Annotated in this window: 25 protein-coding genes; 20 read left to right on the top strand and 5 right to left on the bottom strand. The window is 42.3% G+C overall.

Annotated elements, in window-relative coordinates; translation table 11 throughout:
* Window positions 1–9: 9 nt before the first annotated feature.
* From lysA to dxs, 8 genes are all read left to right on the top strand, one after another.
* On the top strand, window positions 10–1212 hold the full coding sequence (lysA, locus tag PHR02_RS05620; protein WP_299990063.1) for a diaminopimelate decarboxylase: 1203 nt from the start codon (window positions 10–12) through the stop codon (window positions 1210–1212).
* A 9-nt stretch (window positions 1213–1221) separates the two neighbouring features.
* Window positions 1222–2001: an HAD-IIA family hydrolase gene (locus PHR02_RS05615; RefSeq protein WP_299990061.1), complete on the top strand. Its 780-nt coding sequence runs from the start codon at window positions 1222–1224 to the stop codon at window positions 1999–2001.
* Window positions 1998–3080: a prephenate dehydratase gene (gene pheA, locus PHR02_RS05610; protein ID WP_299990060.1), complete on the top strand. Its 1083-nt coding sequence runs from the start codon at window positions 1998–2000 to the stop codon at window positions 3078–3080. Before PHR02_RS05615 ends, pheA begins: the two co-directional genes overlap by 4 nt.
* Complete coding sequence (gene hisC / locus PHR02_RS05605; RefSeq protein WP_299990058.1) at window positions 3077–4171, top strand: histidinol-phosphate transaminase; 1095 nt, start codon at window positions 3077–3079, stop codon at window positions 4169–4171. The genes pheA and hisC overlap by 4 nt, the downstream gene beginning before the upstream one ends.
* A 139-nt stretch (window positions 4172–4310) precedes the next feature.
* The gene (gene fliF / locus PHR02_RS05600) at window positions 4311–6029 is read left to right on the top strand and encodes a flagellar basal-body MS-ring/collar protein FliF (protein WP_299990056.1); all 1719 of its coding nucleotides are present in this window, start codon (window positions 4311–4313) and stop codon (window positions 6027–6029) included.
* Window positions 6030–6038: 9 nt separating this feature from the next.
* On the top strand, window positions 6039–7064 hold the full coding sequence (fliG, locus tag PHR02_RS05595) for a flagellar motor switch protein FliG (protein ID WP_299990054.1): 1026 nt from the start codon (window positions 6039–6041) through the stop codon (window positions 7062–7064).
* A gap of 5 nt (window positions 7065–7069) precedes the next feature.
* Window positions 7070–7855 (top strand): flagellar assembly protein FliH, encoded by a 786-nt coding sequence (gene fliH / locus PHR02_RS05590; RefSeq protein WP_299990052.1) that lies wholly within the window; start codon window positions 7070–7072, stop codon window positions 7853–7855.
* 73 nt (window positions 7856–7928) lie between these two features.
* Window positions 7929–9743: a 1-deoxy-D-xylulose-5-phosphate synthase gene (gene dxs, locus PHR02_RS05585; RefSeq protein ID WP_299990050.1), complete on the top strand. Its 1815-nt coding sequence runs from the start codon at window positions 7929–7931 to the stop codon at window positions 9741–9743.
* Here the strand turns inward: dxs and pgeF are convergent.
* Both pgeF and PHR02_RS05575 read right to left on the bottom strand, forming a co-directional pair.
* A complete protein-coding gene (pgeF, locus tag PHR02_RS05580; RefSeq protein ID WP_299990048.1) occupies window positions 9730–10461 on the bottom strand; it encodes a peptidoglycan editing factor PgeF in 732 nt (243 codons plus the stop codon). The two genes, dxs and pgeF, sit on opposite strands and share 14 nt — an antisense overlap.
* Window positions 10462–10480: 19 nt before the next feature.
* Window positions 10481–11524, bottom strand: a complete 1044-nt coding sequence (locus PHR02_RS05575) for a hypothetical protein (RefSeq protein ID WP_299990046.1) — start codon at window positions 11522–11524, stop codon at window positions 10481–10483.
* Window positions 11525–11673: 149 nt separating this feature from the next.
* On the opposite strand from PHR02_RS05575, the gene ovoA reads away from it, so the two are divergent.
* The 4 genes from ovoA (at window position 11674) to PHR02_RS05555 (ending at window position 15534) form a co-directional block, all read left to right on the top strand.
* Entirely contained in the window at window positions 11674–13092 is a 1419-nt protein-coding gene (gene ovoA / locus PHR02_RS05570; protein ID WP_299990045.1) for a 5-histidylcysteine sulfoxide synthase, read from the top strand.
* Entirely contained in the window at window positions 13085–14248 is a 1164-nt protein-coding gene (locus tag PHR02_RS05565; protein WP_299990043.1) for a pyridoxal phosphate-dependent aminotransferase, read from the top strand. Before ovoA ends, PHR02_RS05565 begins: the two co-directional genes overlap by 8 nt.
* Entirely contained in the window at window positions 14241–14648 is a 408-nt protein-coding gene (locus tag PHR02_RS05560) for a pyridoxamine 5'-phosphate oxidase family protein (RefSeq protein ID WP_299990041.1), read from the top strand. The genes PHR02_RS05565 and PHR02_RS05560 overlap by 8 nt, the downstream gene beginning before the upstream one ends.
* A 199-nt stretch (window positions 14649–14847) precedes the next feature.
* Window positions 14848–15534, top strand: coding sequence for a dUTP diphosphatase (locus PHR02_RS05555; RefSeq protein WP_299990039.1), 687 nt, complete (start codon window positions 14848–14850; stop codon window positions 15532–15534).
* Between the two features lie 2 nt (window positions 15535–15536).
* On the opposite strand, the gene PHR02_RS05550 is transcribed toward PHR02_RS05555, so the two are convergent.
* Window positions 15537–16418, bottom strand: coding sequence for a lipid A biosynthesis lauroyl acyltransferase (locus tag PHR02_RS05550; protein ID WP_299990037.1), 882 nt, complete (start codon window positions 16416–16418; stop codon window positions 15537–15539).
* Window positions 16418–17410 (bottom strand): lipopolysaccharide heptosyltransferase I, encoded by a 993-nt coding sequence (waaC, locus tag PHR02_RS05545; protein WP_299990035.1) that lies wholly within the window; start codon window positions 17408–17410, stop codon window positions 16418–16420. Before waaC ends, PHR02_RS05550 begins: the two co-directional genes overlap by 1 nt.
* Window positions 17411–17475: 65 nt before the next feature.
* On the opposite strand from waaC, the gene PHR02_RS05540 reads away from it, so the two are divergent.
* The 8 genes from PHR02_RS05540 to pssA all read left to right on the top strand — a co-directional run bounded on the left by PHR02_RS05540 (window position 17476) and on the right by pssA (window position 24322).
* Window positions 17476–18384 carry a PDC sensor domain-containing protein gene (locus tag PHR02_RS05540; RefSeq protein WP_299990033.1) on the top strand — a complete coding sequence of 303 codons (909 nt, stop codon included), beginning with the start codon at window positions 17476–17478 and terminating at the stop codon, window positions 18382–18384.
* Window positions 18381–18992: an imidazole glycerol phosphate synthase subunit HisH gene (gene hisH / locus PHR02_RS05535; protein WP_299990031.1), complete on the top strand. Its 612-nt coding sequence runs from the start codon at window positions 18381–18383 to the stop codon at window positions 18990–18992. Before PHR02_RS05540 ends, hisH begins: the two co-directional genes overlap by 4 nt.
* Before the next feature lie 13 nt (window positions 18993–19005).
* On the top strand, window positions 19006–19704 hold the full coding sequence (gene hisA, locus PHR02_RS05530; protein ID WP_299990029.1) for a 1-(5-phosphoribosyl)-5-[(5-phosphoribosylamino)methylideneamino]imidazole-4-carboxamide isomerase: 699 nt from the start codon (window positions 19006–19008) through the stop codon (window positions 19702–19704).
* Window positions 19705–19779: 75 nt separating this feature from the next.
* The gene (locus PHR02_RS05525; protein WP_299990028.1) at window positions 19780–20154 is read left to right on the top strand and encodes a chemotaxis response regulator CheY; all 375 of its coding nucleotides are present in this window, start codon (window positions 19780–19782) and stop codon (window positions 20152–20154) included.
* Window positions 20154–20987, top strand: a complete 834-nt coding sequence (locus PHR02_RS05520) for a 50S ribosomal protein L11 methyltransferase (protein ID WP_299990026.1) — start codon at window positions 20154–20156, stop codon at window positions 20985–20987. The genes PHR02_RS05525 and PHR02_RS05520 overlap by 1 nt, the downstream gene beginning before the upstream one ends.
* A gap of 4 nt (window positions 20988–20991) precedes the next feature.
* Window positions 20992–22944, top strand: a complete 1953-nt coding sequence (gene ftsH / locus PHR02_RS05515) for an ATP-dependent zinc metalloprotease FtsH (RefSeq protein WP_299990024.1) — start codon at window positions 20992–20994, stop codon at window positions 22942–22944.
* A gap of 12 nt (window positions 22945–22956) precedes the next feature.
* The gene (locus PHR02_RS05510; protein WP_299990023.1) at window positions 22957–23604 is read left to right on the top strand and encodes a phosphatidylserine decarboxylase; all 648 of its coding nucleotides are present in this window, start codon (window positions 22957–22959) and stop codon (window positions 23602–23604) included.
* A 4-nt stretch (window positions 23605–23608) separates the two neighbouring features.
* The gene (gene pssA, locus PHR02_RS05505) at window positions 23609–24322 is read left to right on the top strand and encodes a CDP-diacylglycerol--serine O-phosphatidyltransferase (protein ID WP_299990021.1); all 714 of its coding nucleotides are present in this window, start codon (window positions 23609–23611) and stop codon (window positions 24320–24322) included.
* On the opposite strand, the gene PHR02_RS05500 is transcribed toward pssA, so the two are convergent.
* Window positions 24317–26668 carry a tetratricopeptide repeat protein gene (locus tag PHR02_RS05500; protein WP_299990019.1) on the bottom strand — a complete coding sequence of 784 codons (2352 nt, stop codon included), beginning with the start codon at window positions 26666–26668 and terminating at the stop codon, window positions 24317–24319. The two genes, pssA and PHR02_RS05500, sit on opposite strands and share 6 nt — an antisense overlap.
* Window positions 26669–26770 lie beyond the last annotated feature (102 nt).

Here is a 26770-nt window from a genome sequence, read left to right as displayed (position 1 = left end):
GGATTATGAGTGATCGATTTTAAAGCTCTGGCGCAAACCTACGGAACACCTTTGTATGTGTATGATTTTGATGCGATGAAAACGCAATTTGAATCGTTAAAAGAGGCATTTCGCGGGCGTAAATCGATTCTTGCATACGCGGTTAAAGCGAACTCAAATCTTAGTGTTGTTAAACACTTTGCAGCGCAGGGTTCTGGTGCGGATTGCGTGTCGATCGGTGAAGTACGCCGTGCCTTGATGGCGGGAGTACCGAAATACCGTATCCTTTTCAGTGGTGTCGGTAAACGTGATGATGAGATCCGCGAAGCGATCGAAGCCGATATCCTTTACATCAACGTCGAAAGTGAAGCAGAGCTTGGGCGTGTCGAAATGATCGCGCGTGAACTGAATACTAAAGCACGTATTAGTATCCGCGTTAACCCAAATATCGATCCTAAAACCCATCCATATATTTCTACTGGGTTACACGACAATAAATTTGGTGTTGAGATCGTAGCGGCAAAACGGATGTATATCCAAGCAAAAAATTCTGATCATCTTGACCCAGTCGGGATCCATTTTCATATCGGAAGTCAGTTGACTGAGTTGGAACCGATTTACGAGGCGGCGGTAATCGTAGCCGATTTGCTCCGCTCACTTCAAGCGATAGATATCGAACTCAAATTCTTCGATATCGGTGGCGGTTTAGGTGTCCGTTATGATAATGAAACGACGATTGAACCGTATGATTATGCTCAAGCAATCCTCGCGGCTCTTAAAGGGATCGACGTGACGATCATTTGTGAACCGGGACGTTTTTTAACGGCAAATGCAGGCTATTTTTTGACCAAAGTACTCTATGAGAAAAACAACGGAGCAAAGCGTTTTGTAATGGTGGACGGTGCCATGAACGATCTTATCCGACCAAGCTTATACAAAGCGTATCACCGTATCGAAGCATTAGATAAAGAGGGTGAGACAACACCAGCTGATGTCGTAGGGCCGGTATGTGAGAGCGGTGACTTCTTGGCTAAAAATTATCCACTTCCTGCGATGGAACATAACGATATTCTTGTGGTTCACAGTGCCGGAGCGTATGGTTTTGGAATGGGAAGCAACTATAACACCCGTGGCCGTTCTGCTGAAATCGCGGTAGAAGCGGCCAATGTGCGCCTTATTCGACGTCGTGAAACGTATGATGATGTTATCGCGTTAGAGCGCGACTACCTGTAGGGATTAGCTATGTATTTTGTGGATGTGCAAGGGACATTAATCGATGATAATACCAAACTCCCTACCCGTGGAGCAGTTGCTTTTATCGATTATCTTAACGCTCACAACATCCCTTATATGGTGATTACCAATAGCACCAAAAACCCGAGCAATGAGTTTTTAGGGTATCTAAACACAATAGGGTTGAATATTCCGCATGAACATTATCTCGATCCTCTGATGATGTTAGAGAGCCACATTGATAAACATAAAAAGATTGCGGCATACGGATCAGAACCTTTTTTGAAAGTACTGCATTCTATGGGATATACTCTTGATTATACCTCTCCTCATGTTGTTTTAGTGGCAATCAAAGAGGATTTTACCCCCGATGAGTATGCTCAGATGATCGAGTTTCTCCTCGCAGGATCCGAGCTTGTTGGGATGCATGAGACAACGCTTTATGCGAAAAACCATAAACGTTATCCCGGTGTGGGTGCGATTTTGAAAATGTTAGAGTTTGCAACATCTACGCCCTATAGCGTTGTCGGTAAACCGAGTATTCCATTTTTCGAAGAGGCATTGTCCCGACTTCAGAGACAAAAAGCGGGCTCGGTGTTCAGTGAGATAACCATTATTAGTGACGATGTTAAAGGGGATCTCATTGGTGCGCAGGCGTTGGGGATGAGAGGTGTCTTTGTCCTCAGCGGAAAAATCAGAAATGCTGATGAGATTATTCCGTCATTGAAAATTTCCGAACGACCGGCAGAAATTTATCCTGATATGCAAGCAATATTGGAGCGTTTATGAATACATTAGAAGAGTGCAGAGCACGTATTGATGAGATTGATAATGAAGTTGTAGAACTTTTGAACCGCCGTATGGAGGTGGTACGCCGTGTTGGCGAGATCAAACATGAAAGCAATGGGGCTATCTATCGTCCAGAACGTGAAAAATCGATTATTAATCGTCTCACAAAAATTAGTGAAGGATCCGGCGGACTACTCAATGCGGCTGCAATTGAAGCGGTTTTTTTGGAGATTTTTGCCGTTGCTCGCAATCTTGAACTTCCTGAGCGAATTGCTTATCTGGGACCGGAGGGAAGCTTTACCCATCAGGCAGCAGAATCACGTTTCGGTGCAATGAGCGATTATCTCTCACTCGGATCCATTGAAGCGGTTTTTAAAACCCTCGAAGCAAGACGTGCAAAGTTTGGTGTTGTTCCGATCGAAAATTCTCGTGATGGCGTTGTTGGTGAAACGCTTGATTTATTAGGAAAAAGCAACGTAAAAATTGTAGCCGAACTGTATATGCCAATCCATATGGCATTTGCGACCAAAGCCGAGAAGATACACCATATCAAGCGGATTTATTCGAAAGACAAAGGGTTCGGTCAATGTAGAGAATTCTTGGCAGAGCACGGATTGGATACCATTGAGCATATTCCGGTAGAATCTACCGCAAAAGCGGCTATTTTAGCCTGCAAGGATCCTGAAGCGGCTGCTATTTGTTCACACATCGCCGCAAAATTGTACGGCGTTCCAACACTCTTTGAGAACATTGAAGATACTCAAAATAATGCGACCCGATTTTTTATCCTCAGTGATTTTAAAAATGGCGTCAGCGGTGATGATAAAACCTCTATTTTGGTTCGACTTAAAGATGCGCAAAAAGCGGGAGCATTAGTCCATTTCTTGGAAGATTTCAATAATGCGGATATCAATCTCAGTAAAATTGAGAGTCGCCCTTCGCGCGATGATGATGGGTTTGGGTACTGGTTTTTTATCGATTTCTTTGGTCATATTGATGAAGATCGGATCCAATCACTCATACAAAAACATACTGATGAAGTAACATGGCTTGGAAGCTACATAAAGGGAGAATTATGAAATTCAATCAAGCGTTAGAATCAATTAAAATTTACGAAGCCGGTAAACCGATTGAATTGGTTGTTCGTGAATATGGTATTGATAAAGATTCGATTGTGAAACTGGCAAGCAATGAGAATCCATTTGGGTGCTCTCCTAAGGTCAAAGAGGCAGTTCGTGCTATTATTGATAATATGTCCCTTTACCCCGATGATTCGATGGTGAAACTCAAATCAGCACTCTCAAACAAGTACGGTATTAAAAGTAATGAGCTTATTATCGGTGCCGGAAGTGATCAAGTTATCGAATTTGCGATTCATGCGAAAGCACATCATGGCGGTAAAGTACTGATGAATAGCGTGACATTCGCAATGTATGAGATTTACGCCAAGCAGGTAGGAGCTGAGATTATCAGAACTGCGTCACGAGAGCATAAAATGGAAGAGTTTTATGCTCTCTACCAAGAGCATAAACCCACTATTGTTTTCCTCTGCACACCGAATAATCCAACAGGAGATGGCCTTCTTGCTCAAGAAATGGTTGATTTTATCGCCAAAGTGGATAGTGATACTCTTGTCATTGTTGATGGTGCCTATATGGAATACGCCCGTTTTAAAAATCCCGACTATGCGATTGAGCCGAAAGAGTTAATTGAGAAGTTTGATAATGTTCTTTTTCTTGGGACATTTTCGAAAGCGTACGGATTAGGGGGGATGCGCGTGGGGTACGGAATTGCCCAATCGTCTATTATTGAAGCCCTTTATAAAGTGCGTCCACCGTTTAATATCACAACCCTCTCTCTTGAAGCGGCTTCGGTAGCCTTGGAAGATGAAACGTTTGTTCAAGAATGTATCGCCGATAATTTTATGCAGATGGATCGTTATAAAGGGTTTGCACATGCCAAGGGGATCGATGTGATTGAAAGTTATACCAATTTCGTCACTTTATTGCTTCCTGAAGAAAAAAAATCATCAAAAATTGCGCAAGAACTCTTAAAAAAGGGTATGATTGTACGTGATTTAAGCAGTTACGGATTGAATGCGATTCGCGTTACAATCGGAACCTCAGTCCAAAACGATCGTTTTTTTGAACTCATAGATACTTTAGTATAGTTGATCTTCCAAGATCAGCTTATCTCCCGCATTCGAAAGATGCGGGTAGCTTTAGGGGGATGTAGGGACATTTGTCCCTGCCACTTTATGGGCTTTGCCCAGAAAGTGCATAATATTAAAATATAAAAAATAGGTAACAATGGATTTTAAGGCCCTTTTCTCGCAACTTGTTGTTTTTTTCGGAAAGCTCACCCAAGCACAAAAAACTATTATCGGTGCAGCAGTAGCAGGAATAGTTGGTTTTTTGATTTTTTTGGTGGTGTATACTTCTGAGGGTTCCGGCGGAAGCGGAGGTGAATATCAAGTGCTCTTTGATCAGCTTAGTTCTGAAGATGCCGCAAAAGTGATAGAACAACTTGAAAAAGACAAAATTCCTTATCGAATTCCCCGCGACAATGTGATCGAAGTTCCTAAAGATGTTGTCTATAAAGAGCGTATTACAATCGCCTCTATGGGGATTCCTAAAGAGGGACATGTCGGATTTGAGTTGTTTGATAAGCAAGAATTCGGTGCTACCAATTTTGATCAGGAAGTTAAGTTTCGACGTGCCCTTGAGGGTGAACTTGCTCGATCTATCGATTCGCTGAGTCCAGTTGAGAAGTCAAGTGTTAGTTTGGCATTGCCAAAAGAGACACTATTTGTTTCTGAAGAAGTACCTCCTTCTGCATCGGTTATGGTTCAACTCAAAGATGGTGGAAAATTAACCTCGAAACAAATCCGCGGGATTAAAAAATTGGTTGCCGCAGCGGTCCCTAAATTGACCCCTGAAAATGTGACATTGATCGATTCTGAGGGGGAAGCCCTTGGAGATGATGACGCAGCAGCGGCGATGGGTGAACTCTCTGCTATGCAACAGCAGTATAAAACCAAAGAAGAGAAAAAGCAAGAAGAGAAGATTGTTAATGTTCTTGCCCCTTTTATTGGCGGTAAAGATCGTATAGTGGCGAAAGTAACGATAGAGTATGATTTTTCTGAACAAAGTTCCACCTCTGAAAAATACGATCCTGAAAGCGTTGTCCGAAGCGAACAAACTTCTGAAGAGAAGCGCGAAGGTGCTGCTCCTGCTCCAGTAGGGGGAGTTCCTGGTGCAGTGAGCAATGTAGGACCGGTAGAGGGACTTGCCAGTGGCAGTGGAGGAGAAAAGTTCGAGAAAACAACGGGTACAACGAACTACGAAATATCAAAAACAGTGTCAACCACAAAAATGGAATTCGCACGTATTAAACGGATGAGTGCAGCGGTTGTCGTTGATGGAAAATATGAACCGAAAAAAGACCCTAATGGGGTAGCAACGGAAGAAGTAGAATACATCGCATTAGACGAGACACAACTGCAGGCTATTGATGCATTAGTCAAGCAGTCCATTGGAGTTAATGAAGAACGCGGCGATCTAGTGAGTATCCGAAATTTTGAATTTCAAACTTCTAGGGCTGGAATGCAACCTAAAGATGCTGCTTCGAAAACAACCGAGTTTGTGGATATGTATTTAGCACCTTTTGCACCGGTGTTTAAGTATCTTTTTGTGCTTATCATTTTATTTATCGCTTACAAGAAAATTATTATTCCGTTTGCAGAGCGTATGCTTGAATTTAGCCGTGAAGAAGAAGAATTTGATAAACCAAATCTTGAGATCGCTGATGATGAAGATGAAGATTTGGCCGAAAAAGTACAACAAATGCGTAAAAAAGTGGAAAATCAACTTGGACTTGGGGATAATTTCAACGAAGATGAGCTTAAATATGATGTATTACTCGAAAAAGTGCGTGAAATAGCAGAAGAGCATCCAGAAGAGATTGCTTCGCTGATTCAAACGTTGATTGATGAAGAGAGTATCCCGAATGATGCAAGCAAGAGATAGGAACATACGATGAATTTAACACCTTCGCAGCAAGCAAATTTTGATGAAATGACGATGACACAAAAAGTTGCCATTCTTTTAGTTCAACTGGGGGAAGATGTTACAACAACACTTTTTTCGCGGATGAATGTGGATGCGATTACCGAGATATCCAAATACATTGCCAATAATCGCTCTATCGAAAAAAGTATAGGGGCGGCAGTTTTAGAAGAATTTTATGCGATCATCCAATCTAATCAATATTTAAATACTGGTGGTATGGAATATGCGCGTGAAATTCTTTACAAAGCACTTGGATCTGACGAGGCTAAAAAAGTATTAGAAAAACTAAGTAAAACGATGCAAAATACGCAAAATTTTGCCTATTTATCCAAAATAAAACCACAGCAATTAGCTGATTTTATTATGACCGAGCATCCACAAACAATCGCGCTCATTTTGGCCCATATGGACCCATCAGCAGCTGCCGAAACGCTCTATATTTTTCCGGATGATTTACGTGCTGAAGTGGCGATGCGTATGGCGAAACTTGGGGATATTTCACCATCGATTATCAAGCGTGTCAGTGCGGTGCTTGAATCCAAACTTGAAGCACTTGCGACGTATAAAGTGGAAGTGGGCGGTCCGCGTTCTGTTGCTGACGTATTCAATCGTTTGGGTGCGAAAGTTTCTAAAGCAACATTGGCGCAAATCGAGCAGCTTGATCAAGAGTTGGCTTCATCAATCAAAGAGATGATGTTTACCTTCGAAGATATGGTTGATTTGGACGCAAACAGTATTCGTGAAATTCTTAAAGCAGTCGATAAAAATGATCTTATGTTAGCACTTAAAAGTTCAGCAGATGAGCTTAAAGAGAAGTTTTATGCAAACATGTCACAACGTGCCAAAGATGCATTTGTTGAAGAGATGCAATTTTTGGGTGCGGTTAAAGTTAAAGAGGTTGAAGGGGCTCAGCGTAAAATTGTTGATGCGGTTCAAGCTTTGGCTGAGCAGGGAATTCTACAGTTGGGCGAATCTGAAGAGATGGTGGATTAAGTTCAATGGACGTTGTTATTCAACACAATCGCTCTGCTGCTCATACCATTAGTAAATATCAGTTTAAAATACTCTCTTCCCTGAGCGGTTCAAGTATCGCTGAAGCAGCACATGAGTTGAGTCATGCATCTGAACCCGTTTATAATGAACCGGTAGGCGAGAGACGAAGAGAGAGCGGTAGTTCTTCTAAAGATGAATTGATTGAATCGCTACTGAAAAAAGCGGATGAGATGAGTTCAAATGTTATTAAAATGCAGATGCGTTTAGAAACCATGCAAGAAGAACACGCAGCTGCACTTGATGAAGCCAAAAAAATGGGTTACGCTGAGGGGCTTGCTGCTGGAATCGCCCAAGAAAAAGTGACGAACGATGGTCAAAGTGCTAAATCACATGAACAATTGTCTCAATCGATTAAGACCCTCGAAAATGCTGCCGAAGAGTTCGTAGTGGCTCTTGGGGCTATTCAAAAAGAGCTTACCCATACCGCTTTAGAGATTGCCAAAGAGGTGATCGGGATTGAGACGAATGAACATAGTTCTAAAATAGCGGCTAAACTTTCGAGTGACTTGATTGAAGAGTTGAAAGATGCTTCTAAAATTACTTTGCGGGTGAATCCTGCCGATCATGGATTTATCTCTGAAAAGGTGGGTTCACTCGCGCATGTAGAGGTGTTGTCTGATCGAGCTATCAGCCCTGGCGGCGTAGTCGCTATTAGTGATGCCGGAAACATCGATTCGGAGATTAAAAAGCGTTACGAACGCCTTAAACGTTCTTTGTTACTTGAATCGTAAAGCATTTTTGTAAGCGTTCACTTTTATACTATAGTATTTGAATACATAATTATTGTTAGGACAGTGCATCATAATGGATATCAAAAAATTTACTTTGCCACAGTTAGAAGAACTCTCTCAAAAGATACGGGATCGTATTTTAGAAGTAGTTAGTACTAACGGTGGGCACCTTAGTTCAACTTTGGGTGCTACAGAAATTATTGTTGCCATGCATAAAGTTTTTGACTCTACCAAAGATCCTTTTATTTTTGATGTTTCCCATCAATCGTATGCCCATAAATTATTGACCAATCGTTGGGAAGAGTTTACTACACTGCGTCAATTTAACGGATTAAGCGGATATACCAAACCTTCCGAGTCACCAAGCGATTATTTTGTGGCAGGGCACAGTTCGACCTCTATTTCTCTCGGCGTTGGTGCCGCAAAAGCAATTGCCCTTAAAAATGAGCAGGATAGTCGTATTCCCATCGTCGTTATCGGTGATGGTGCAATGTCGGCAGGGATGGCGTATGAAGCAATGAATGAGCTAGGGGATCGTAAATATCCGATGATTATTATCCTCAATGATAATGAGATGAGTATTGCTAAGCCAATAGGTGCGATTAGCCGAATGCTAAGCTCTGCAATGGCTAGCCCTTTTTATCAACGCTTTAAGCGTAAAACAGAGCAGTTTGTCGATAACTTCGGTGAAGGTGCCCATTATCTCGCGAAGCGGTTTGAAGAGTCTTTTAAACTCATTACACCAGGGATATTATTTGAAGAGATGGGAATTGAATACATCGGGCCGATTGATGGGCATGATTTAAAATCACTTATTGAGACGTTTGAGATTGCCAAAGGGATGGGCAAACCGGTATTGGTCCATATCCAGACCATTAAGGGGAAAGGCTACGAGATCGCAGAGGGAAAACATGAAAAATGGCATGGCGTCTCCCCTTTTGATCTTAAAAGCGGTACGGCAAACGCTAAGAGTTCAGCCAAGAGTGCCACCCAAATTTATGCCGATGCACTGATGAATCAAGCAGATAAAAACGATAAAATCGTCGGGGTTACGGCTGCGATGCCAAGTGGAACCGGTTTGAGTGCGTTGATGGAAAAATATCCTGAGCGATTTTGGGACGTCGCGATTGCCGAACAGCATGCCGTAACCTCGATGGGAGCATTGGCCAAAGAGGGATTCAAACCGTTTTGTACGATTTACTCGACCTTTTTGCAACGAGGGTTTGATCAAGTGATCCATGATGTTTGTCTCATGGACTTGCCGGTTGTATTTGCACTGGATCGAGCCGGAATCGTCGGTGAAGACGGTGAAACCCATCAGGGCGCATACGATATCAGCTTTTTGCGTTTGATCCCTAATATGACCCTTTGTGCTCCACGTGACGAACTCTCATTTCACCAGATTATTGAGTTTGTATCGGGGTATGAACACCCTTGTGCTATCCGCTATCCGAGAGGTTCTTTCATAGATGCTGATCTCATCGAATCGGTTCCGTATGAGAGCGGGAAATCACAACTTTTGATCTCCAATGATTCCGGTAAACTCTTTATCGGATATGGAAACGGGGTTGGACGTGCAGCGCAAACAATCATGTTGATGGAAGAGAAACCATCATTACTTGATTTACGTTTTGTGAAACCTCTTGATTCTCAGATGTTACGGCAAATGGCACAAAAATATAAACAATGGTATGTATTTAGTGATTCTTCTCGTATGGGGGGAGTTGGAAGTGCCTTGCTTGAATGGCTATCGGAAGAGAAAATTACTGATGTATCGGTAGTGAGTTTCGAGTACGGTGATGCGTTTATCAAACATGGCAATACGAAGCTTGTTGAAGAGTCACTGGGACTTTTACCGGAGCAGTTAGCACACTCTATCCAAGGATAATCACCCCAGCGAGGCGTCCTGTGTGCTGGGCCTCGGCGCGATAGGAAAAATACTCATCACATTGGCATGATGTACAGTGCTTTAGGACTTCTACATTTTTTATGAGCAACGCTTTTAACTGCTCTAATAAAATCGTATTAACGTCCAAAAATACTTTTTTATTTTCTTTTCGCAATGCCGAGCCATATCCCTTTTCCTCACACTCTGAGGCTATCGTTTTATTGATCTCATAACAGCATCCATGGATAGAAGGTCCTAATACAATCTGAAGGTTTTTAGATAATGAACCGAACGCTTCTTCCATTTTTCGAATTGTTTTAGGGAGGATATGATTCAGTGCTCCTGCACGTCCCGCATGTACTACTGCAATCACCTTTTGGATAGGATCGTAAATCAATATCCCTGTACAATCGGCACTCATAACCATCAGTGGAGTATTTGGGCGGTTAGTGATAAGGGCGTCGCATTCGGGAGGAGTATCAAAGGTCAATTTTTCGTTGACGATGACAATTCGATCTGAGTGGATTTGACGCATGTGTATGAGCGATTGGCGATCATACCCAAGTGCATGTGCGAGGAGATCGTGATTTTGTAAAACATCATTGGGATTATCTCCCACGTGGAAAGCAAGATTGGCACTGTAATAAGGTGCAGTGGAGACTCCTCCATGACGCGTTGTAAAACAAGCCTTAACGTTAGGATGTGTTAATAGCTGCATGGGTTTGATGTGAGTGGGTTTAGACAATCCATGCTCCGTCTCGATAAACAACTTCATCTCCAAGGAAAAAAGTATGGGTATCGGCAAAAACATCAACATGGTAAAACCCATCACGTCGTTTAAAGCCTGGCTTACCGTATGTACCGTGTTTGGCACCCAGTGATATATGGACACCGCACATACGTTCATACGTTCCGGTATCGGCTACGGTTCGCGTTTTACTAAAAGCTCTGTTGAGCCCAAAACCGAGTTCACGTATCCAAACAACTCCCCCCTCATCCCTGCGTATGTTAGAGAGGATGAGATCAAATGCCGCCGTTGAATTTTCGCACCCGACTACCTGACCCTCGTCAATAATAAGGGTAATGGGCACTTCAGGGGTGTTGATCTTATACGTTACGTCACCGAAACAATAAATTTTTACCCGTCCATGAACGGCTCTTAAATTCTGAGCTTCGGTAAATACTTCGCCGAGGGGAAATTGACCTCCCCAATTGTTCATGCCGGTATAATCTCCGATATTGACTTTTGAGGGTTCAAACGGTGAATCGTACACTAAAATCTCCCCTCCGCTATCGAGTACCCCGATGGGTGCATTATCGATTTTATGCTGAAGGGTACGTCCTACATGTCGGTAATAGGTTTTGTCATACGCTAAGGAGTCGATGAAATACGAGGCTTCATCATCAGCCATACGGCTTAAATGAGGATGCTCGATCACTTTTAATTTGAGTTTAAACAACTCAACGCGTAGGCGAAAGGCATCGAGTCGAAAACTAGTAGATTGGATCAATACAACTAAATCGGAAGGATGAAGTGCCTCTAATCTTTCTCGAACCTCTTGTGGGGGATGTTCATCAAAATTAATCAGTTGCGCGTGATCTAAAGAGCGCTTATACCCCTCCATTAAAATAGTCGATAAGAGTGAACGTGTATCATAAACAATCACTGCATTTTCTTTATTGGTGTGATGAAATACTTCGTGTAAAAGTTCTGTGAGATAGGTTTGAGCGGTTAGAATGAGCGGTTCATAATTTTGGGAAGAGGGTACATTTTCGTTCATCGTATTCTCGCTAATAGGGATGCAATTTTGTCTATGTAAAGAGATATTTTAGCGAAATCCAACTGGTTAGGGCTGAATGCGCTTGTGTGAGAACCTCTTTTTTAGCATCAAATTTGCTACAATACCCAAAATGTGATAAGGACGATGTTGTGCTACAAAGACAGATGGTATCGGTACGATTGGACGGAGAAGATGGCGCCCTCAAAAGAGAAGAACTGAGCGCTTATTTTCATCAGAGTTTTGATCTCTTTGAATCTTTGTTTGAACTTTTGATATCGGATGAGGTTTATTATTCTCAATCCGAACCAACACGCCATCCGATGATCTTCTATTTCGGGCATACGGCGATTTTTTATGTTAATAAACTAATAGCATCCGGTGCGCTAAAAGAGCGACTAAATCCCCATTTTGAAGAGCTTTTTGCCGTGGGTGTCGATGAAATGACATGGGATGCTTCGAGTGATTCACTGAGATGGCCGAGTGTCGATGAGGTAAGAGCATACCGTCAAAAAGTTAGAGCTCTCGTGGATGAGATGATCACAACCCTCCCGATGAAACTCCCTATTACGAGTGAAGATCCATTTTGGGCGATTTGGATGGGGATCGAGCATGAGCGTATTCATATCGAGACATCGAGTGTATTGCACCGTCAGATGCCATTAGCGTCTATCCGAGACCATGCCGATTTTCCGATTTGTCCGATTCGAGGAGATGCACCTGAAAACAGTATGGTCTATTTTAGCGCATCAAATGTGACACTGGGTAAAGGTAGTGAGGATCAAGGGCTGTATGGGTGGGATAATGAATACGGCAGTGCAGAGGTACATGTAGAGGAGTTCCAGACCTCTAAATATCTAGTAAGTAACGGCGAGTTTATGGACTTCGTAGCGGCAAATGGATACGGCGTGAGCCGATGGTGGGATGATGAGGGGCTTCGTTATCTTCAAATCCGTAAAGCGACTTGTCCGCCGTTTTGGATTTTGCAAGAAGATGGGAGTTATAAATATCGCTCATTAACGGATGAGATCGATATGCCTTATAACTGGCCCGTTGAAGTAAATGCTCTCGAAGCCGAAGCCTTCTGTCGTTGGAAGAGTGCTCAAGAGGGGGAAACTTATCGTCTCCCGAGCGAAGCGGAATGGAGAGTAATGGCAGAAGCGGGCGGTATGGATGGAGCGGTATTTGATGATGAGCGTGCTAACATCAATCTTGCCCACGCAGCTTCCTCTGTTCCTGTAGATATGTTTGCGCACGGTGAGCTGTATGATGTAGTGGGGAATGTGTGGCAATGGACCCAAACACAGATGGATGGATTTGAGGGTTTTATCACCCATCCATGGTATGACGATTTTTCAGAGCCTACATTTGATGGAAGACATAATCTCATCAAAGGGGGATCGTGGATATCTACAGGTAATGAAATTATGCGTGAGTCCCGATATGCCTTCCGTCGCCATTTTATCCAGCATGCCGGATTTCGATACGTGATCGGTGAGGGCGCAAACGAGAGGGATAAATACGCTACTATCGTTCAAATGCATGAACGATGGAGTAAACGGTATGGATGAGTTTCGTTTTATTGACCGCAGTAGTTCTAATGCTGAAAAATATACGCTGAGAGAAAAGCTTTTTCATACCGAAGAGGTTCAGCCGATGTGGGTCGCCGATATGGACGTCGCAACCCCAGAATGTGTTATTTACGCGGTTCAAAAGCGACTTCTCCATCCGATACTAGGATATGAGATCATGAGCGATAGCGCTTATGAAGCTCAGATCACTTGGATGAGAGAACATCACGGATTTACGATAAAGCGTGAATGGCTCAGTTACTCCCCCTCCGTGGTCGCTTCGATCGGATGTGCGATCCGTGCATTCAGTGAAGCGGGTGATGAAGTGATTGTGATGGATCCTGTTTATCCTCCGTTTTATAGTATGGTAAAAGATAATAACCGCTCTCTTCTTCTCCATCCATTGAAACAAGATAGCGCAGGAGTTTACCGTTTTGATATCGAGCGTCTACGTGCGCAAATTACCCCGAAAACCAAACTGTTATTACTCTGCTCGCCTCATAACCCGATCGGGCGGGTATGGAGCCATGATGAGCTTCTCGCAGTGGGAACATTGTGTCTGGAACACGGTATTCGTATCATCAGTGATGAAATTCACTCCGATATCGTTTTTGCACCGCACCAACATGTCCCTATTGCGTCACTCTCTGAAGCACTTTTGCATAATACGATCACCCTGATAGGACCGGGGAAAACGTTTAATATGGCGGGATTCTCGATTTCTACCGTTTGTATCGCTTCAGATGAAGTACGAAAGCTTTATGAACAAGAGGCTCACCGCGTCCATTTCGGAGATGGCGCGGTATTGTCTCATGTGGCGTTTGAAAGCGCTTATCGTGAGGGGGGAGAGTGGCATCAAAAACTATTAGAGCATCTAAGGGTTAATGCCAGCCTCATCGAAGCGTGGGTGTCAGAACACCCTACGATTAAATTCCGCCCTCCTGAAGCGACCTATTTGGGATGGCTTGATTGCCGAGAGCTTGGATTAGGGGATCGGGAGCTGCGGGAATTTTTTATCCACAAAGCGGGGCTTGGACTCAGCCCGGGGCTTAGTTTCGGTAAAGAGGGAAGCGGGTTTATGCGGCTCAATTTCGCGGTACCGACATCGGTGCTTAGTGATGCGTTGGATCGGTTAGATAAGGCTTTAAATGATTGAAAAAATAGAACACTTCATCGGTGAGCATCATCTCCTCTCTCTGGCAACAATGGGAGAGCGGTTGTGGTGCTGTTCGATGTTTTATGCGTATGCCCCGAAGAGTGTTTCATTTATTGTTGCTTCCGACGAGACAACCGAACATATGAGGAATGTGGCGCAAAATATTCATGTCGCAGGAACGGTCGCACTGGAGACTAAAACGGTGGGAAAAATTCAGGGGATACAGTTTGCAGGGGAAATGGAGAAATGCTCCGATGAGTTAAAAAGCCTTTATTTCGATGCGTTCCCTTACGCACGCGTGATGAATCCGACATTATGGATGATACGGCTCGATGAGGTCAAAATGACCGATAACACTTTGGGGTTCGGTAAAAAGGTTACTTGGAAACGGGAGTTTTGAGTTGAAATAAGCTGCACGGTTTTCCGCTCGAATTTTGTACGACCATTGAGGGGATCATTTTTGCTTTAAAGCCGTATGCTTTACATCCGTGCGGTTGATTGGCTTCCCATGTGACAAAATAGTAAATACATTTATGACAATTTATTTTTTCCATAAGGGGAATATTAGCGTATAATTTCAAAGATTGAAAAGGATAGATATGAATAAATTGCTCTGTATGGTAGAACTGCAACAAAAATTGAATGATGCAACCAACGGATTAGGTTGGGAAAAAGGGGTAACGAAAGAGGGAAAATCGATCAATTGGCGTCGTTGTATTACGATGGAATCGGCCGAAATGATCGATTCGTTCGGATGGAAACACTGGAAAAGTATTGCACAGCCGACCGATTATGCCAACCTTCAGATCGAGATTGTCGATGTGTGGCATTTTGTGATGAGTTTGCTTCTAGAGTTTACCCATAACAATGGAGCAGAAAGTATTAAAGAGTTGGCGGAACGGATGTCAAAGACTCCGGAATATCAACGATTAAATACGGCGACATCTCTTGAATTCGGCAGTGACCCGCTTTTAATGACTAAAATCGAAAACGTTATGCGTCTTTCCCTTATCCCTGTCTCAGCGGAGATGGTCGGTGCCTTGATCGAGGAATTTTTTGAATTGGCCTATTTGGGAGCGTTAAATACGACAGAGCTTTACCGTTTGTATGTCGGTAAAAATATCCTCAATCAGTTCCGGCAAGATCACGGCTACAAAGAGGGAAGCTACATTAAGTTGTGGAACGGTTTGGAAGATAATGTCGTGATGAAATGCGCTTGGGAAACCAATCCCGATATGACCCCTGAAGCGTTGTACGACGCACTTAAAGCCGCTTATCCGGCATAAAGTTAGGCCGAATATATCTCTTTGTATTCGCCTTTCCACCGTTTGTGGCACCAGAACCAGAGTTTTGGATGCTCTTTAATGAGTCGCTCTAGTGCATTTACTTGTTTTATTGTCGCTTCCAAAATCGCTTCTTCACTATTTTGCTCAACCTCTATCGGGTCTTCAAACGTAATGGTGTAATCCTCTTCATTCTCAGTAGTAATGTAAACACCTACGATCGGGACATTAAATTTGTTCGCTAAATGGGCTGCGGTTGAAGAATGATAGATACTATGACCGAAAAAGTCAGCCGATACACCATATTTTGCATTGCTAGCTTGATCGATCATGAGCAATACCGAGCCATTTTTTTTAAGCGTTTTAGCCATGTGTTTAAGGGCGCCGTTTTTTTCTGCGAGTTCCATTCGATGATTGGATCGTGCCTCAAATAAATAGGGGTCGAATTCTTGGCGGCTAAACCCTTTGTAGATGGATGCCACCGGTGTAATGAGTGAAGAGAGGGCAGCCCCTCCGAGTTCCCAATTTCCAAAATGGGCAGAGACGAAGATAATCCCTCTCCCCTGAGCCAAAAGTGAATCGACTTTTTCGCGATTGTGAAACGTTACGAATGAAGCGATTGTTACGGCACTATTTCTGCGATTTTCCATTGTTTGGAGTAGATTCAGCGCTAAGTTACGATAACAGTAGGCTTCAATCTCTTTTTTGTCGGCATCGCTCAATCCTTCTTTAAAAGCAAAGGCAAGATTTTGTTGAATCACTTTGTTGCGAGAGGGGGCAAATTGATGGGCAAGTGCGGCTAATGAGGTAAAAAATCCTTTTCTCCACGATCTTGGTAATGCCATTAAAAAGGTATCCAAGAGTAAAAAAAGGCGATATAAAAGCATTACAACAGCTCCTTGGCTTTTTGGAGAATCGATTCAGGATCGATATCACGGATTGAAAAGTCGTTGCGGTTAATTTTTAAAATATTGACAGGAGAGGGGGATTTGATCCCGATATTACGTGTGGTAGGGAAAATCATCCGCTCATTCGTAGGGCCAAAGAGGGTAATGGAAGCTTTATTCATTGCCCACGCCATATGGGTAGGCCCTGTATCATTGCCGATCGTGAGATCACAGTGCGCGATGAAACTTACCAATTCATTCAGTGACATTTTGGGAGCAATATACGCATTCTCTGAATGCTCCGCGATCCATTGCGCATCTTGGTACTCTGCGTCTGTCCCCCAAATTAGATGGCATGGATAGGGTAAGTTTTCACAGAGCGTGAGAAAATGCTCTTTAGGATAGCACTTGCTTGGCCATGAAGCACCGATAACAAAGGCGATATTTTTATCTCCATGTAAAGAATCATTTTTTTCCATTAGTGGGAAAAGAGGTTCTTTTTGAAGGATCTCGTTTTCATCATAGGCGATCTGAAGTCCTTCGGTAATGACCAAAACATTGCGTTTGATGATATTCATTTCATAAGGGATGGTAGAGGTGGAATCATAAAAACATGCGGCAAATTTTTCACGTATACTGTTACGATCAAATCCGTGTACTTTACCTTTAATAAAAGAGGTGACGATTGCCGATTTTAGGAGCCCTTGGGCATCGATGATTTGATCGTAAATCGGATGTGAACGGAAGGTGCGGATAGTCTCTCTGAGAAGAAGAAAACTTTTTGTTTTTCGAATCCGTTTTATTGGAACAGGAATCACGCTGTTAATGAGAGGATGATTATTTAAAATAGGGGCAAAGGCCTCTTCGACGTACCAATCGATCAATGCATTAGGATAATGATGAGCGATAATCTGTAGTACGACAGCGGTGTTTACAATGTCGCCCAGCGCACTAAGGCGAACAATAGCAATATGGATTTTAGCTGAATTCATAAGCGTAACTATAGCGCAACTAAGTTACAATTCCCATCAAAATAAGGGACAAAGGGTTAGGATATATGGTTATTCAAGACATTCAGCAGTTTGCAGAAATTCGTCCAAAAGCAAGAGCCTATTTTTGTTATTTGTTTCACAAAAATCTTCCCAATCACCTCCCTTCCGTTTCGATTGAAGCTCTAACTGCCCGTTTACTTAAAATCCGTGGAGATTTAAAGGGATTAGAAGCCGCGTATCTTCTCGATGCTGCTGGGAATCAAGTCACGCCTACCTATTTAAAAAATGGAAAAAAAGCTGAAGATATCGGTGAAAGTCGTTCAACACGTGCCTATTATTACCGTGCTATGCATGAGCGAAGATGTACGATTACCGATCCTTATCCATCGTTGTTAAACGATGAACTTACTGTTACGGCATCAGAACCGATTTTTGACGAACATGGTGAAATCGTTTATGTGGCGTGTATCGATATGCCGTTGGCAGAGGTATTGAAAATTGCCCATCCGATGGCACTTGAATCAGCAGCAGGACGCTTTTTTAGATTAGCGTATGCAGGATTTACCGTTGTTCTTGCTTTGGTTGCGTTGTTATTGTTTGTCAAAGGTATCGAGGGATTTTTATCGTATGGATTTGGTCATGTTGATCGAATTGAGATTAAAGATATTTTTGAAGCCACGATTTTATTGACGTTATCACTCGCAATACTCGATTTGGTGAAAACACTCTTTGAAGAGGAAGTGTTGGGCAGGCCTAAAAATGATCCGGCTTCGAGTATCCATAAAACAATGGTCCGCTTTTTAGGTTCGATTATCATCGCCCTTTCGATAGAAGCGCTGATGTTGGTATTCAAATTTGCCATGACCGAGCCGCACATGATTGTAAATGCAATCTACATAATCGCAGGGGTAGCGATGCTTCTCGTCGGACTTGCGATTTATATCCGTTTTACGAATTTAGGAGAACGCCGTTGATAGCAATTGTCGATTATAACATGGGCAATCTTGCCAGTGTCAAAAATGCATTTGATCTTTTAGGGGAAAAAGTTATTGTTGAGTCTGATCCTGAAAAATTAAAAACGTATGACCGTATTATCCTCCCCGGAGTCGGTGCATTTGGAGATGCGATGGAGCATTTGAGAGAGCGGGGTATGGATGAAGCGGTACGTGAATATGCCGCGAGCGGAAAATATCTCCTCGGAATCTGTTTGGGGATGCAGCTGCTGTTTGAATCGAGTGAAGAGTTCGGAATATCTGAGGGGCTTGGATTGATAGAGGGGCGAGTAGTGGCGTTTGATACGAGCCGTTTTAAGACTCCTTTGAAAGTTCCCCATATGGGATGGAACCGGATGTTTACACGGGAACACCCGTTATTTGCGGGACTCGATGAAGCCCATTATCTTTATTTCGTCCACTCCTATCATGCTCTGTGTCAAGATGAAAGAGACAGTATTGGTGAGTCCGTTTACGGATACCGTTTTACAAGTGCAGTAGCCCATGAAAATGTTATGGGAATTCAGCCCCATCCAGAGAAAAGCCATCAAAACGGTTTGAATATTCTCAAAAATTTTATTAACCTATAAAGGATTTTATTTTATGACAATTTTTCCAGCGATCGATCTCAAAGACGGCAAAGCAGTCCGTCTTACTAAAGGACTTATGGAGAGTGCTAAAATCTACTCTGATACTCCATGGGAATTGGTTAAAACATTTGAAGAGATGGGTGCTACTTGGGTTCATTTAGTGGATCTTAACGGGGCGTTTGCAGGAGAGCCAAAAAATTTGGAACAAATTCGGGCTATTCGTGAAAATTGTAATGTTAAACTCCAACTTGGCGGCGGTATTCGTGATGAAGCGACGATTCAGCGTTATTTGGAATTAGGGATAGATCGTCTCATCTTAGGTTCGATTGCTCTGCGTGATCCTGAATTTGTGAAATCAATGGCGGCAAAGTACCCTATTGTTGTTGGCATTGATGCGATTGATGGATACGTTGCTGTTGAGGGATGGGGCGAAGTAAGTTCCATGAGAGCGACTGATTTGGCACGTGCTTTTGCAGACGCGGGTGTGGAAGCTATTATTTGTACCGACGTAGGGCGTGATGGTACTCTTAGTGGTGTCAATGTGGAATTTACCCTTGAAATAGCCAGAGCCTCCAAAATACCAACGATCGCAAGCGGCGGTGTTAAAGATGGAAGTGATATCGAAGCCTTGCAACTGTCTCAAGAAGTCTCCGGTGTAATCGTTGGGAAAGCATTTTATGAGGGAAAAATTGATCTCAAAAAATATCTTTAAACTTCTCACAAAGATGGATAGGTTATCATTGGGATATTTATTCTCTCTCAATAAGAATTGACAAAAGGATTTGCTTTGAAATTATTAGTTGTAGATGATAGCTCGACAATGCGCCGTATTATCAAAAACACTCTTTCTAGACTTGGTTACGAAGATGTTTTAGAGGGTGAAGACGGATTGCAAGGATGGAGTGTTCTTGATGCTAATCCAGATATGGGAATGTTGATTACGGACTGGAATATGCCGGAGATGAATGGACTTGAATTGGTTAAGCAAGTGCGTGCCGACCCACGTTTTAGCGATCTTCCGATCATTATGGTTACGACTGAAGGGGGGAAAGCAGAAGTTATTACTGCCCTTAAAGCAGGGGTCAATAATTACATTGTTAAACCGTTCACTCCTCAAGTTTTAAAAGAAAAACTTGCTGCCGTACTTGGTACTGAGGGTTAATGCAAGACTACTATTATATGTTGGTGGTTAAGCCATCATCGCATAGAGAACTTTTTAGCGATTTTTTAGTTGATGCTATCCCTGTCGGTTTTGAAGAGATTGATGAGGGGTTTATCATTCGTAGTGAAGAGGACCTCGAAACCATTATGTGGGGAATCGAGCAGTTTAGCGAAGCACTGCAACGTGCATTAGGTGAGGTTGTTGATGTTGATATGACCCTTACTAAAGAGAAAAATGACGATTGGATTGCGCAGTATCAACAAGGGATAACACCGATTAAAATTGAGCCGTTTTACATTCATCCTACATGGGAAAAACCGTGTGAGGGGATGTTAAACATAGCCATCGATCCTGCTCTTGCTTTTGGAACAGGGCATCATCCCACTACGGCTTCATGTTTACGTGCTGTAGCCAAATACGTTAAAACAGGCGATGAAGTTATGGATGTTGGATGTGGCAGCGGGATTTTAGCGATTGCTGCAATTAAAAAAGGGGCTATGGTCGATGCGTGTGATACCGATCCCCTTTCGGTAGAAAATGCAATTGCCAATGCAGAGCAAAACCAGATTACTTATCGACGCCTCTGGGAAGGCCCCGTTCAAGAGAGTGATGAAACGTATGATGTGATCATCGCAAATATTGTTGCTGATGTCCTTGTTTTTATTGCGAGTGATCTTAAAAAACGGTTACGTGAAGGGGGCATTTTGATCCTCTCAGGGATAATGGATAAATATGAAGATAAAGTTCTACGCGCTTACAAAACGCTTGAATTAACAGAACGTATCGTCGAAAATGAATGGGTGACACTGGTCGTTACTCAAAAAGGAAACTAATTCTATGTCTAAAAACGAATCGAATCCGAATCCGGATAAAAACAGTAATTTTTTTAACAAAAATCCTTTAATTACCTTTGCTATTTTTTCAATCGTTATTATTATTTTGTTCAAAGCTGTAATAGGGGATGAAAATGAGCTCACCGGTAAAATAAATGGTCAAAATGTGACACGTACCCAAGAGATCAGTTACGCTGATCTTAAAAAGCTTATCCAAGATAAACAGGTTGAAAAAGTCTCTATCGGACAAACCTACATACGTGCTGTTGGAAACGATGGAACCGGTAAAGTGGCTTATACCACTCGTATCGTTGGTCCCGATGCTACACTTATCCCGTTATTGGATGAAAAAGGGATTAACTATGTCGGCTTTTCAGAGAGTAACTGGTTTACGGAAATGTTTGGATGGTTGTTTCCTTTCTTAATTATTATTGCTATTTGGATGTTTTTTGCAGGTCGTATGCAAAAAAGCATGGGTGGCGGTATTTTGGGGATGGGAAATTCCAAAAAACTGATTAATTCCGAAAAACCGAAAACGAAATTTGATGATGTAGCCGGTGCGCAAGAAGCTAAAGAAGAAGTTTTAGAGATTGTCGACTTCTTAAAATCTCCGGATCGTTACGTAGAACTGGGGGCGAAAATTCCTAAAGGAGTGTTACTCGTCGGTAGCCCTGGTACCGGTAAAACATTATTGGCAAAAGCCGTTGCAGGAGAGGCAGAAGTGCCCTTTTTCTCAGTATCGGGATCGAGTTTTATCGAAATGTTTGTCGGTGTCGGTGCGGCACGTGTTCGTGATTTATTTGAGCAAGCAAAAAAAGATGCCCCTTCAATCATCTTTATCGATGAGATCGATGCAATCGGTAAAAGCCGTGCAGCAGGCGGGATGATGGGGGGAAATGATGAGCGTGAACAAACCCTCAATCAACTCCTCGCCGAGATGGACGGTTTTGGAACCGATACTCCGATCATCATTTTAGCAGCGACTAACCGTCCTGAAATTCTCGATCCTGCACTTCTTCGTCCGGGACGATTTGACCGTCAAGTATTGGTCGATAAACCCGATTTCCAAGGGCGTATTGACATTCTTAATGTTCATGCTAAAGGGGTGAAGCAAGATGCAGATGTTGATCTTGAAGAGATTGCGCGTCTTACTGCAGGTCTTGCCGGAGCAGATTTAGCCAACATTATTAATGAAGCGGCATTACTTGCAGGTCGCAAAAGCCAAAAAACTGTACGTCAAGCTGATATGCGTGAAGCGGTAGAACGTGCTATTGCCGGATTGTCGAAAAAGAGTCGTCGTATTGATGAAAAAGAGAAGCGAATCGTGGCGTATCATGAGAGTGGACATGCATTATTAGCAGAGACAACTAAGGGCGCTAAAAAAGTTTCCAAAGTTTCTATTGTCCCTCGTGGACTGGCAGCATTAGGCTATACACTCAATACCCCTGAAGAGAATAAATATTTGATGCAACGTCATGAATTAATCGCTGAAATCGATGTATTGCTCGGAGGACGTGCAGCAGAAGAGGTCTTTATCGGTGAAATTTCTACCGGCGCAGCCAATGATTTGGAACGAACAACCGATATTCTCAAAGCGATGGTACAAATGTATGGTATGAGTGATGTCGCAGGTCTAATGGTACTAGAACGTCAACGCAGTACTTTCTTGGGCGGCGGTATGACTCAGGCAAAAGAGTACAGTGAAAAAATGGCTGAACAGATGGATGAGTTCATTAAATCCACTTTGGCTGAACGTTATATTGCGGTCAAAGAGCGATTGGAAGAATATCGTGATGCTATCGAAAAAATCGTCGAACTTTTGTATGCAAAAGAGAATATCAGTGGTAATCAGGTTCGTGAGATAATTCAAGCTTTTGAAGTTGAAAATAATATTGAAACAAAAGTAGAAGCACCCAAAGAGACACCATCAAGTAAAAAAATAGTCATTGACGAATAAAAGGGAGATATTATGAGCGTTCAAAGTGATACCTTTATCCTTTCTAGCCGAGGATGGTTACTATCGGGTGTGTTGAGCGCTCTTTTTTTATTTTTCACAATGACCGGTTTGCACCTTTTTCAATTTTTATTCGGTGCATTATTGTTGGCTGTATTGATCATCTTTCGTAATCCGGAGCGCAATACACTCCAAAGTGAAGAGCAGGGGATTATCAGCAGTGTAGATGGCGTTGTCCTCTCGATCGAAGAGACGATGGTGGACGAGCAAAAAATGACTAAACTCACCATTATGAATTCGTTGTGGGATGTATCGATTCTGCGTGCACCGTTCGATGGTAGTATTGAAGGGTTTAAGATTCGTCGTGGAGCTTCATTGCCACTTTATAACCCAATGGCAGATACATTAAATGAGAAAGCAGTTCTCTCTTTTCGATCCTCAAAAGGGGATGAAATTTATATCGAGCATTTGAGTGAACAAAGCTGTTTTCCTATCGGTATCGAGGTAGAAAAAAGTCAAAAATGTAAAGAAGGTACCCGTTACGGTTTTTTAGCTAAAGGTCGAACGATTATTTATTTACCACAAGATACGCGCTTATCCGTCAATGCAGGTTCTTCGGTTCGTGCCGGTGAGAGTGTTATTGGGTATCTAAACGCAGCGTAAGTCGATGCGTCAGCCCCCACCGCCTATTGCCTATCTTCTCCCTAACCTTTTTACCGCAGCTTCAATTTTTACCGGTTTTTTTGCTATCTCTTTAGGGGTAGAGGGAGAGTTCGTTTCTGCCGCTTGGTTCATTTTTTTGGCGCTTATTTTTGATGGGCTAGATGGACGTGTAGCCCGTATGACAAACACTGCCAGTCATTTCGGGGTAGAGTTTGATTCTTTGGCTGATATCGTTGCTTTTGGAGTTGCTCCTGCTCTGTTATTGTATTTTTATGTCGGTGACTTGTATGGTCGTATAGGGATTGTGGTGAGTGCCCTTTTTATTATTTTTGGGGCGGTTCGACTCGCACGATTTAATGTAACGACATCACGGATAGAACCGAGTGTTTTTATCGGTCTTCCTATTCCAACAGCGGCTATTATGATCTCAATTGCGATTATTTTACTGGAACAATATCGCGATTTTGTCCACTTAAAAGTTTTTATTTTACCCTTAAGTGTCCTTTTGTCTATTTTAATGGTGAGTAACATACGCTATCCAAGTTTCAAAAAAATCAGCTTTAAATCATTTCATTTTATGCGCTTTTTGGTTGGATTGATTGTGATTGCGTTGGGTGTATTTATTTACCCGATTGAGGGGATGGCCATTATTGCAGCGGGCTATTTACTTTATGGTCCACTGCGAGCCTCATTCTATCTTTTACGCCGTTTTTTATAGGGCGTGGTATTTTTTAGGCTCATTGGCAAGTTTATCGGTATCAATTCTAAAATCAAAATAGCGCGATACAAAACCGGTATTCCCCATTTTACTCAGTTGAATAATGGCACCTGGATTATTGCGTACTTGCATGTAAAGCAGTGCAAGGGCGTAACGACTCTCTAAAAAGTTTGTATTCTTTAATTTTGAAAGTTCGAGCAAAGCGATAGCATTTTCATAATGTTCTGAGCCGATTGATGCGCAGGCACCCATAAAAAGGGTATGCTCATCACGTACTTTGTAGGTATCAATGAGTTGATTGTAGAGGGTATAAGACTTTTCAAACTCTTGCTTGTAAAAATAGGCCTGAGCCAGTGCTCCCATAATATCAGCAGCATGATCGGTAGTCGTTTGCAGTTGGTTTTCAAGACGTTCGATCAAGGGGACAAGCTGTCCAGTCATCATCGCCATTAAGATACTCTTGTCCCTTGTGAGTTGTGGTCCAAAATAAAGATCATCGTATTGAAAGGTTTGTTTTTTGAGATAATTGATAGCAGAAGAGGCGAACTGTTTTGTTTTTTGGTCACTAAAGTGGGTATCAATCACGATTAGGTGGGGAAGAATATCGTTAGGTTGAAGTGATGCTAACCGTTTTGCTGTTTTTTGAGCGATCTCAGTCTTACCCATTTCGGTAGCAATAGCAATTTTTAATGCTAAATATAGAGGTCGTTCTTTATAGGTATTATCGAGCCATTTCGCTGCACTAGGGAGATTGTTTTGGGTAATATCTACCATTGAACGGTAAAGTTCAAACTCTTCTTTCACTGCTTCTTGCGCGAGGTTATCTTTTAAAATTGAACTCAATTTAGGATTGCTTTTACCGATCATCTCAGAACTCATAAGGGCAAAAATTCCGGACATATAGTTATTGGCATCAAGATGGTAGGAGCGAAGAAAATGATCATACGCTTTAGACACATCGCCTAATTGTGCGTAGGTAAGTGCTAAATTGTAATGTAAAATGGAGTGTTGCGGATTGCGCTTTAGAAGAGCTAAGAGTTGTTGATTGGCATCTCGAAGGCGGAATTTAAGGGCTTTTTGTATCGCTAGTGCTATGCCGTAATCAACGCTGGAAGCACGGGTACTTTTTTGTAAATACTCTTTTGCACTGGTTATGTCATCAATGTAAATGTTGGCATTTCCTTTACGGATATAGCTAATGGTTTGATCGGCATTAAAGATTTTGTAAGGGGCAAAATAAAAGAGAGTTTGATAGATTTTTGTCCGATTGTTTTGCTTACGATCTCGATAAACCTTTTGTATATCATCCGGATTAAAAAGAGATGACTTTAAAATAACTTCAATCGGATAAGGTGTATAAACTTCATTCGGATAGGTATCCGTTGTATCTTTTATGAGTACACCGGCATCACCTTGGAATCCTGATTTTAGATAGACGAAAGCAAGAGCAAGCTGTTCTTGAATTGGTTTGTCATTTTGAATCATTGCATCGCTCAAATACTTTTTAGCCAAAGTCAAATCACCAATGTTCGCATACATCAGTCCCAAGGAAAAAGAGTCTTCTTCTTGAAACGGATTTTCTAAGGCACTGATAGCATCATCATAATCACCATAAAGTGCTCCGATTTTAGCTCGGAGTTTATTTTGAGTTTCTAGATATTCTTCGGTGGTAGGGTGTTTAAGGGCACTAAGGGCTTCTAAATAACGTCCTTTATAGTAATTTATCAATGCATAATAATAAGAATACATTGGTGAATTAACCTCTTTCGGGAGGTACGTTTGTGCCATATCGATGTAATAATTGAAATCTTTTTCCCGTTTTAGATGTAAAGCGCAGACTGCCGCATTAATAGCACTAACACATCGATTTTCGCTGCTCTCTATAGAGCGTTTAAAGTTCTCCAACGCCCCTGCATGTTCTCCCTCTTTGAGTTGTACTACCCCTAGATTGTATTGGCTGATTGCTTCGGAATAGAGGGCGATTTTTTCATAAAGTTTTAATGCTTCTGTTTGATTGCCGTTTGTGTACAAATAGTTGGCACGTTCGATCATGTTTTCCAAAGCGCTTGGTTCGATAATTGTTTCATCGGTTTTTTTGATTTTATCGGCGATAGGGGCATCGAGGTTTTGGGTGATAGCCTCATCGGTTCCGCTAAAAAATAGAACCCAACTGCTTCCGCCAACGAGTAGTAAAAGGGCAAGTGCTCCACCGATAAAAATGAGTTTTTTCTTTTTGTTTGAGCTCTCATCCGGTTCAGAAGTATCATTGCTCGAAGAGGGAGCGGTATCCATACCTGCCGCATCGGCTTCTTCGATAATGATTATCTCTTCTTGTTCTTCGGCCATGGCGTATCTTTATCCTGATTAAAGGTATTTTTGAAGAACAGCAGGGATGCTAATCGTTCCGTCTTCGTGTTGGAAGTTTTCCATAATAGCTATCATCGTCCG

The sequence above is a fragment of the Sulfuricurvum sp. genome, assembly GCF_028688295.1.
Classification (GTDB): Bacteria; Campylobacterota; Campylobacteria; order Campylobacterales; family Sulfurimonadaceae; genus Sulfuricurvum.
Note: the sequence above shows the minus strand (reverse complement) of the source record. Positions and strands in the feature narration are given on the sequence as shown.

Excerpts from the sequence above, each read along its gene's own strand:
- PHR02_RS05615 (WP_299990061.1), top strand. The coding sequence starts at position 1,222 with ATGTATTTTGTGGATGTGCAAGGGACATTAATCGATGATAATACCAAA.
- pheA (WP_299990060.1), top strand. The coding sequence starts at position 1,998 with ATGAATACATTAGAAGAGTGCAGAGCACGTATTGATGAGATTGATAAT.
- hisC (WP_299990058.1), top strand. The coding sequence starts at position 3,077 with ATGAAATTCAATCAAGCGTTAGAATCAATTAAAATTTACGAAGCCGGT.
- fliF (WP_299990056.1), top strand. The coding sequence starts at position 4,311 with ATGGATTTTAAGGCCCTTTTCTCGCAACTTGTTGTTTTTTTCGGAAAG.
- fliG (WP_299990054.1), top strand. The coding sequence starts at position 6,039 with ATGAATTTAACACCTTCGCAGCAAGCAAATTTTGATGAAATGACGATG.
- fliH (WP_299990052.1), top strand. The coding sequence starts at position 7,070 with ATGGACGTTGTTATTCAACACAATCGCTCTGCTGCTCATACCATTAGT.
- dxs (WP_299990050.1), top strand. The coding sequence starts at position 7,929 with ATGGATATCAAAAAATTTACTTTGCCACAGTTAGAAGAACTCTCTCAA.
- pgeF (WP_299990048.1), bottom strand. The coding sequence starts at position 10,461 with ATGCAGCTATTAACACATCCTAACGTTAAGGCTTGTTTTACAACGCGT.
- PHR02_RS05575 (WP_299990046.1), bottom strand. The coding sequence starts at position 11,524 with ATGAACGAAAATGTACCCTCTTCCCAAAATTATGAACCGCTCATTCTA.
- PHR02_RS05565 (WP_299990043.1), top strand. The coding sequence starts at position 13,085 with ATGGATGAGTTTCGTTTTATTGACCGCAGTAGTTCTAATGCTGAAAAA.
- PHR02_RS05560 (WP_299990041.1), top strand. The coding sequence starts at position 14,241 with ATGATTGAAAAAATAGAACACTTCATCGGTGAGCATCATCTCCTCTCT.
- PHR02_RS05555 (WP_299990039.1), top strand. The coding sequence starts at position 14,848 with ATGAATAAATTGCTCTGTATGGTAGAACTGCAACAAAAATTGAATGAT.
- PHR02_RS05550 (WP_299990037.1), bottom strand. The coding sequence starts at position 16,418 with ATGCTTTTATATCGCCTTTTTTTACTCTTGGATACCTTTTTAATGGCA.
- waaC (WP_299990035.1), bottom strand. The coding sequence starts at position 17,410 with ATGAATTCAGCTAAAATCCATATTGCTATTGTTCGCCTTAGTGCGCTG.
- PHR02_RS05540 (WP_299990033.1), top strand. The coding sequence starts at position 17,476 with ATGGTTATTCAAGACATTCAGCAGTTTGCAGAAATTCGTCCAAAAGCA.
- hisA (WP_299990029.1), top strand. The coding sequence starts at position 19,006 with ATGACAATTTTTCCAGCGATCGATCTCAAAGACGGCAAAGCAGTCCGT.
- PHR02_RS05520 (WP_299990026.1), top strand. The coding sequence starts at position 20,154 with ATGCAAGACTACTATTATATGTTGGTGGTTAAGCCATCATCGCATAGA.
- ftsH (WP_299990024.1), top strand. The coding sequence starts at position 20,992 with ATGTCTAAAAACGAATCGAATCCGAATCCGGATAAAAACAGTAATTTT.
- PHR02_RS05510 (WP_299990023.1), top strand. The coding sequence starts at position 22,957 with ATGAGCGTTCAAAGTGATACCTTTATCCTTTCTAGCCGAGGATGGTTA.
- pssA (WP_299990021.1), top strand. The coding sequence starts at position 23,609 with ATGCGTCAGCCCCCACCGCCTATTGCCTATCTTCTCCCTAACCTTTTT.
- PHR02_RS05500 (WP_299990019.1), bottom strand. The coding sequence starts at position 26,668 with ATGGCCGAAGAACAAGAAGAGATAATCATTATCGAAGAAGCCGATGCG.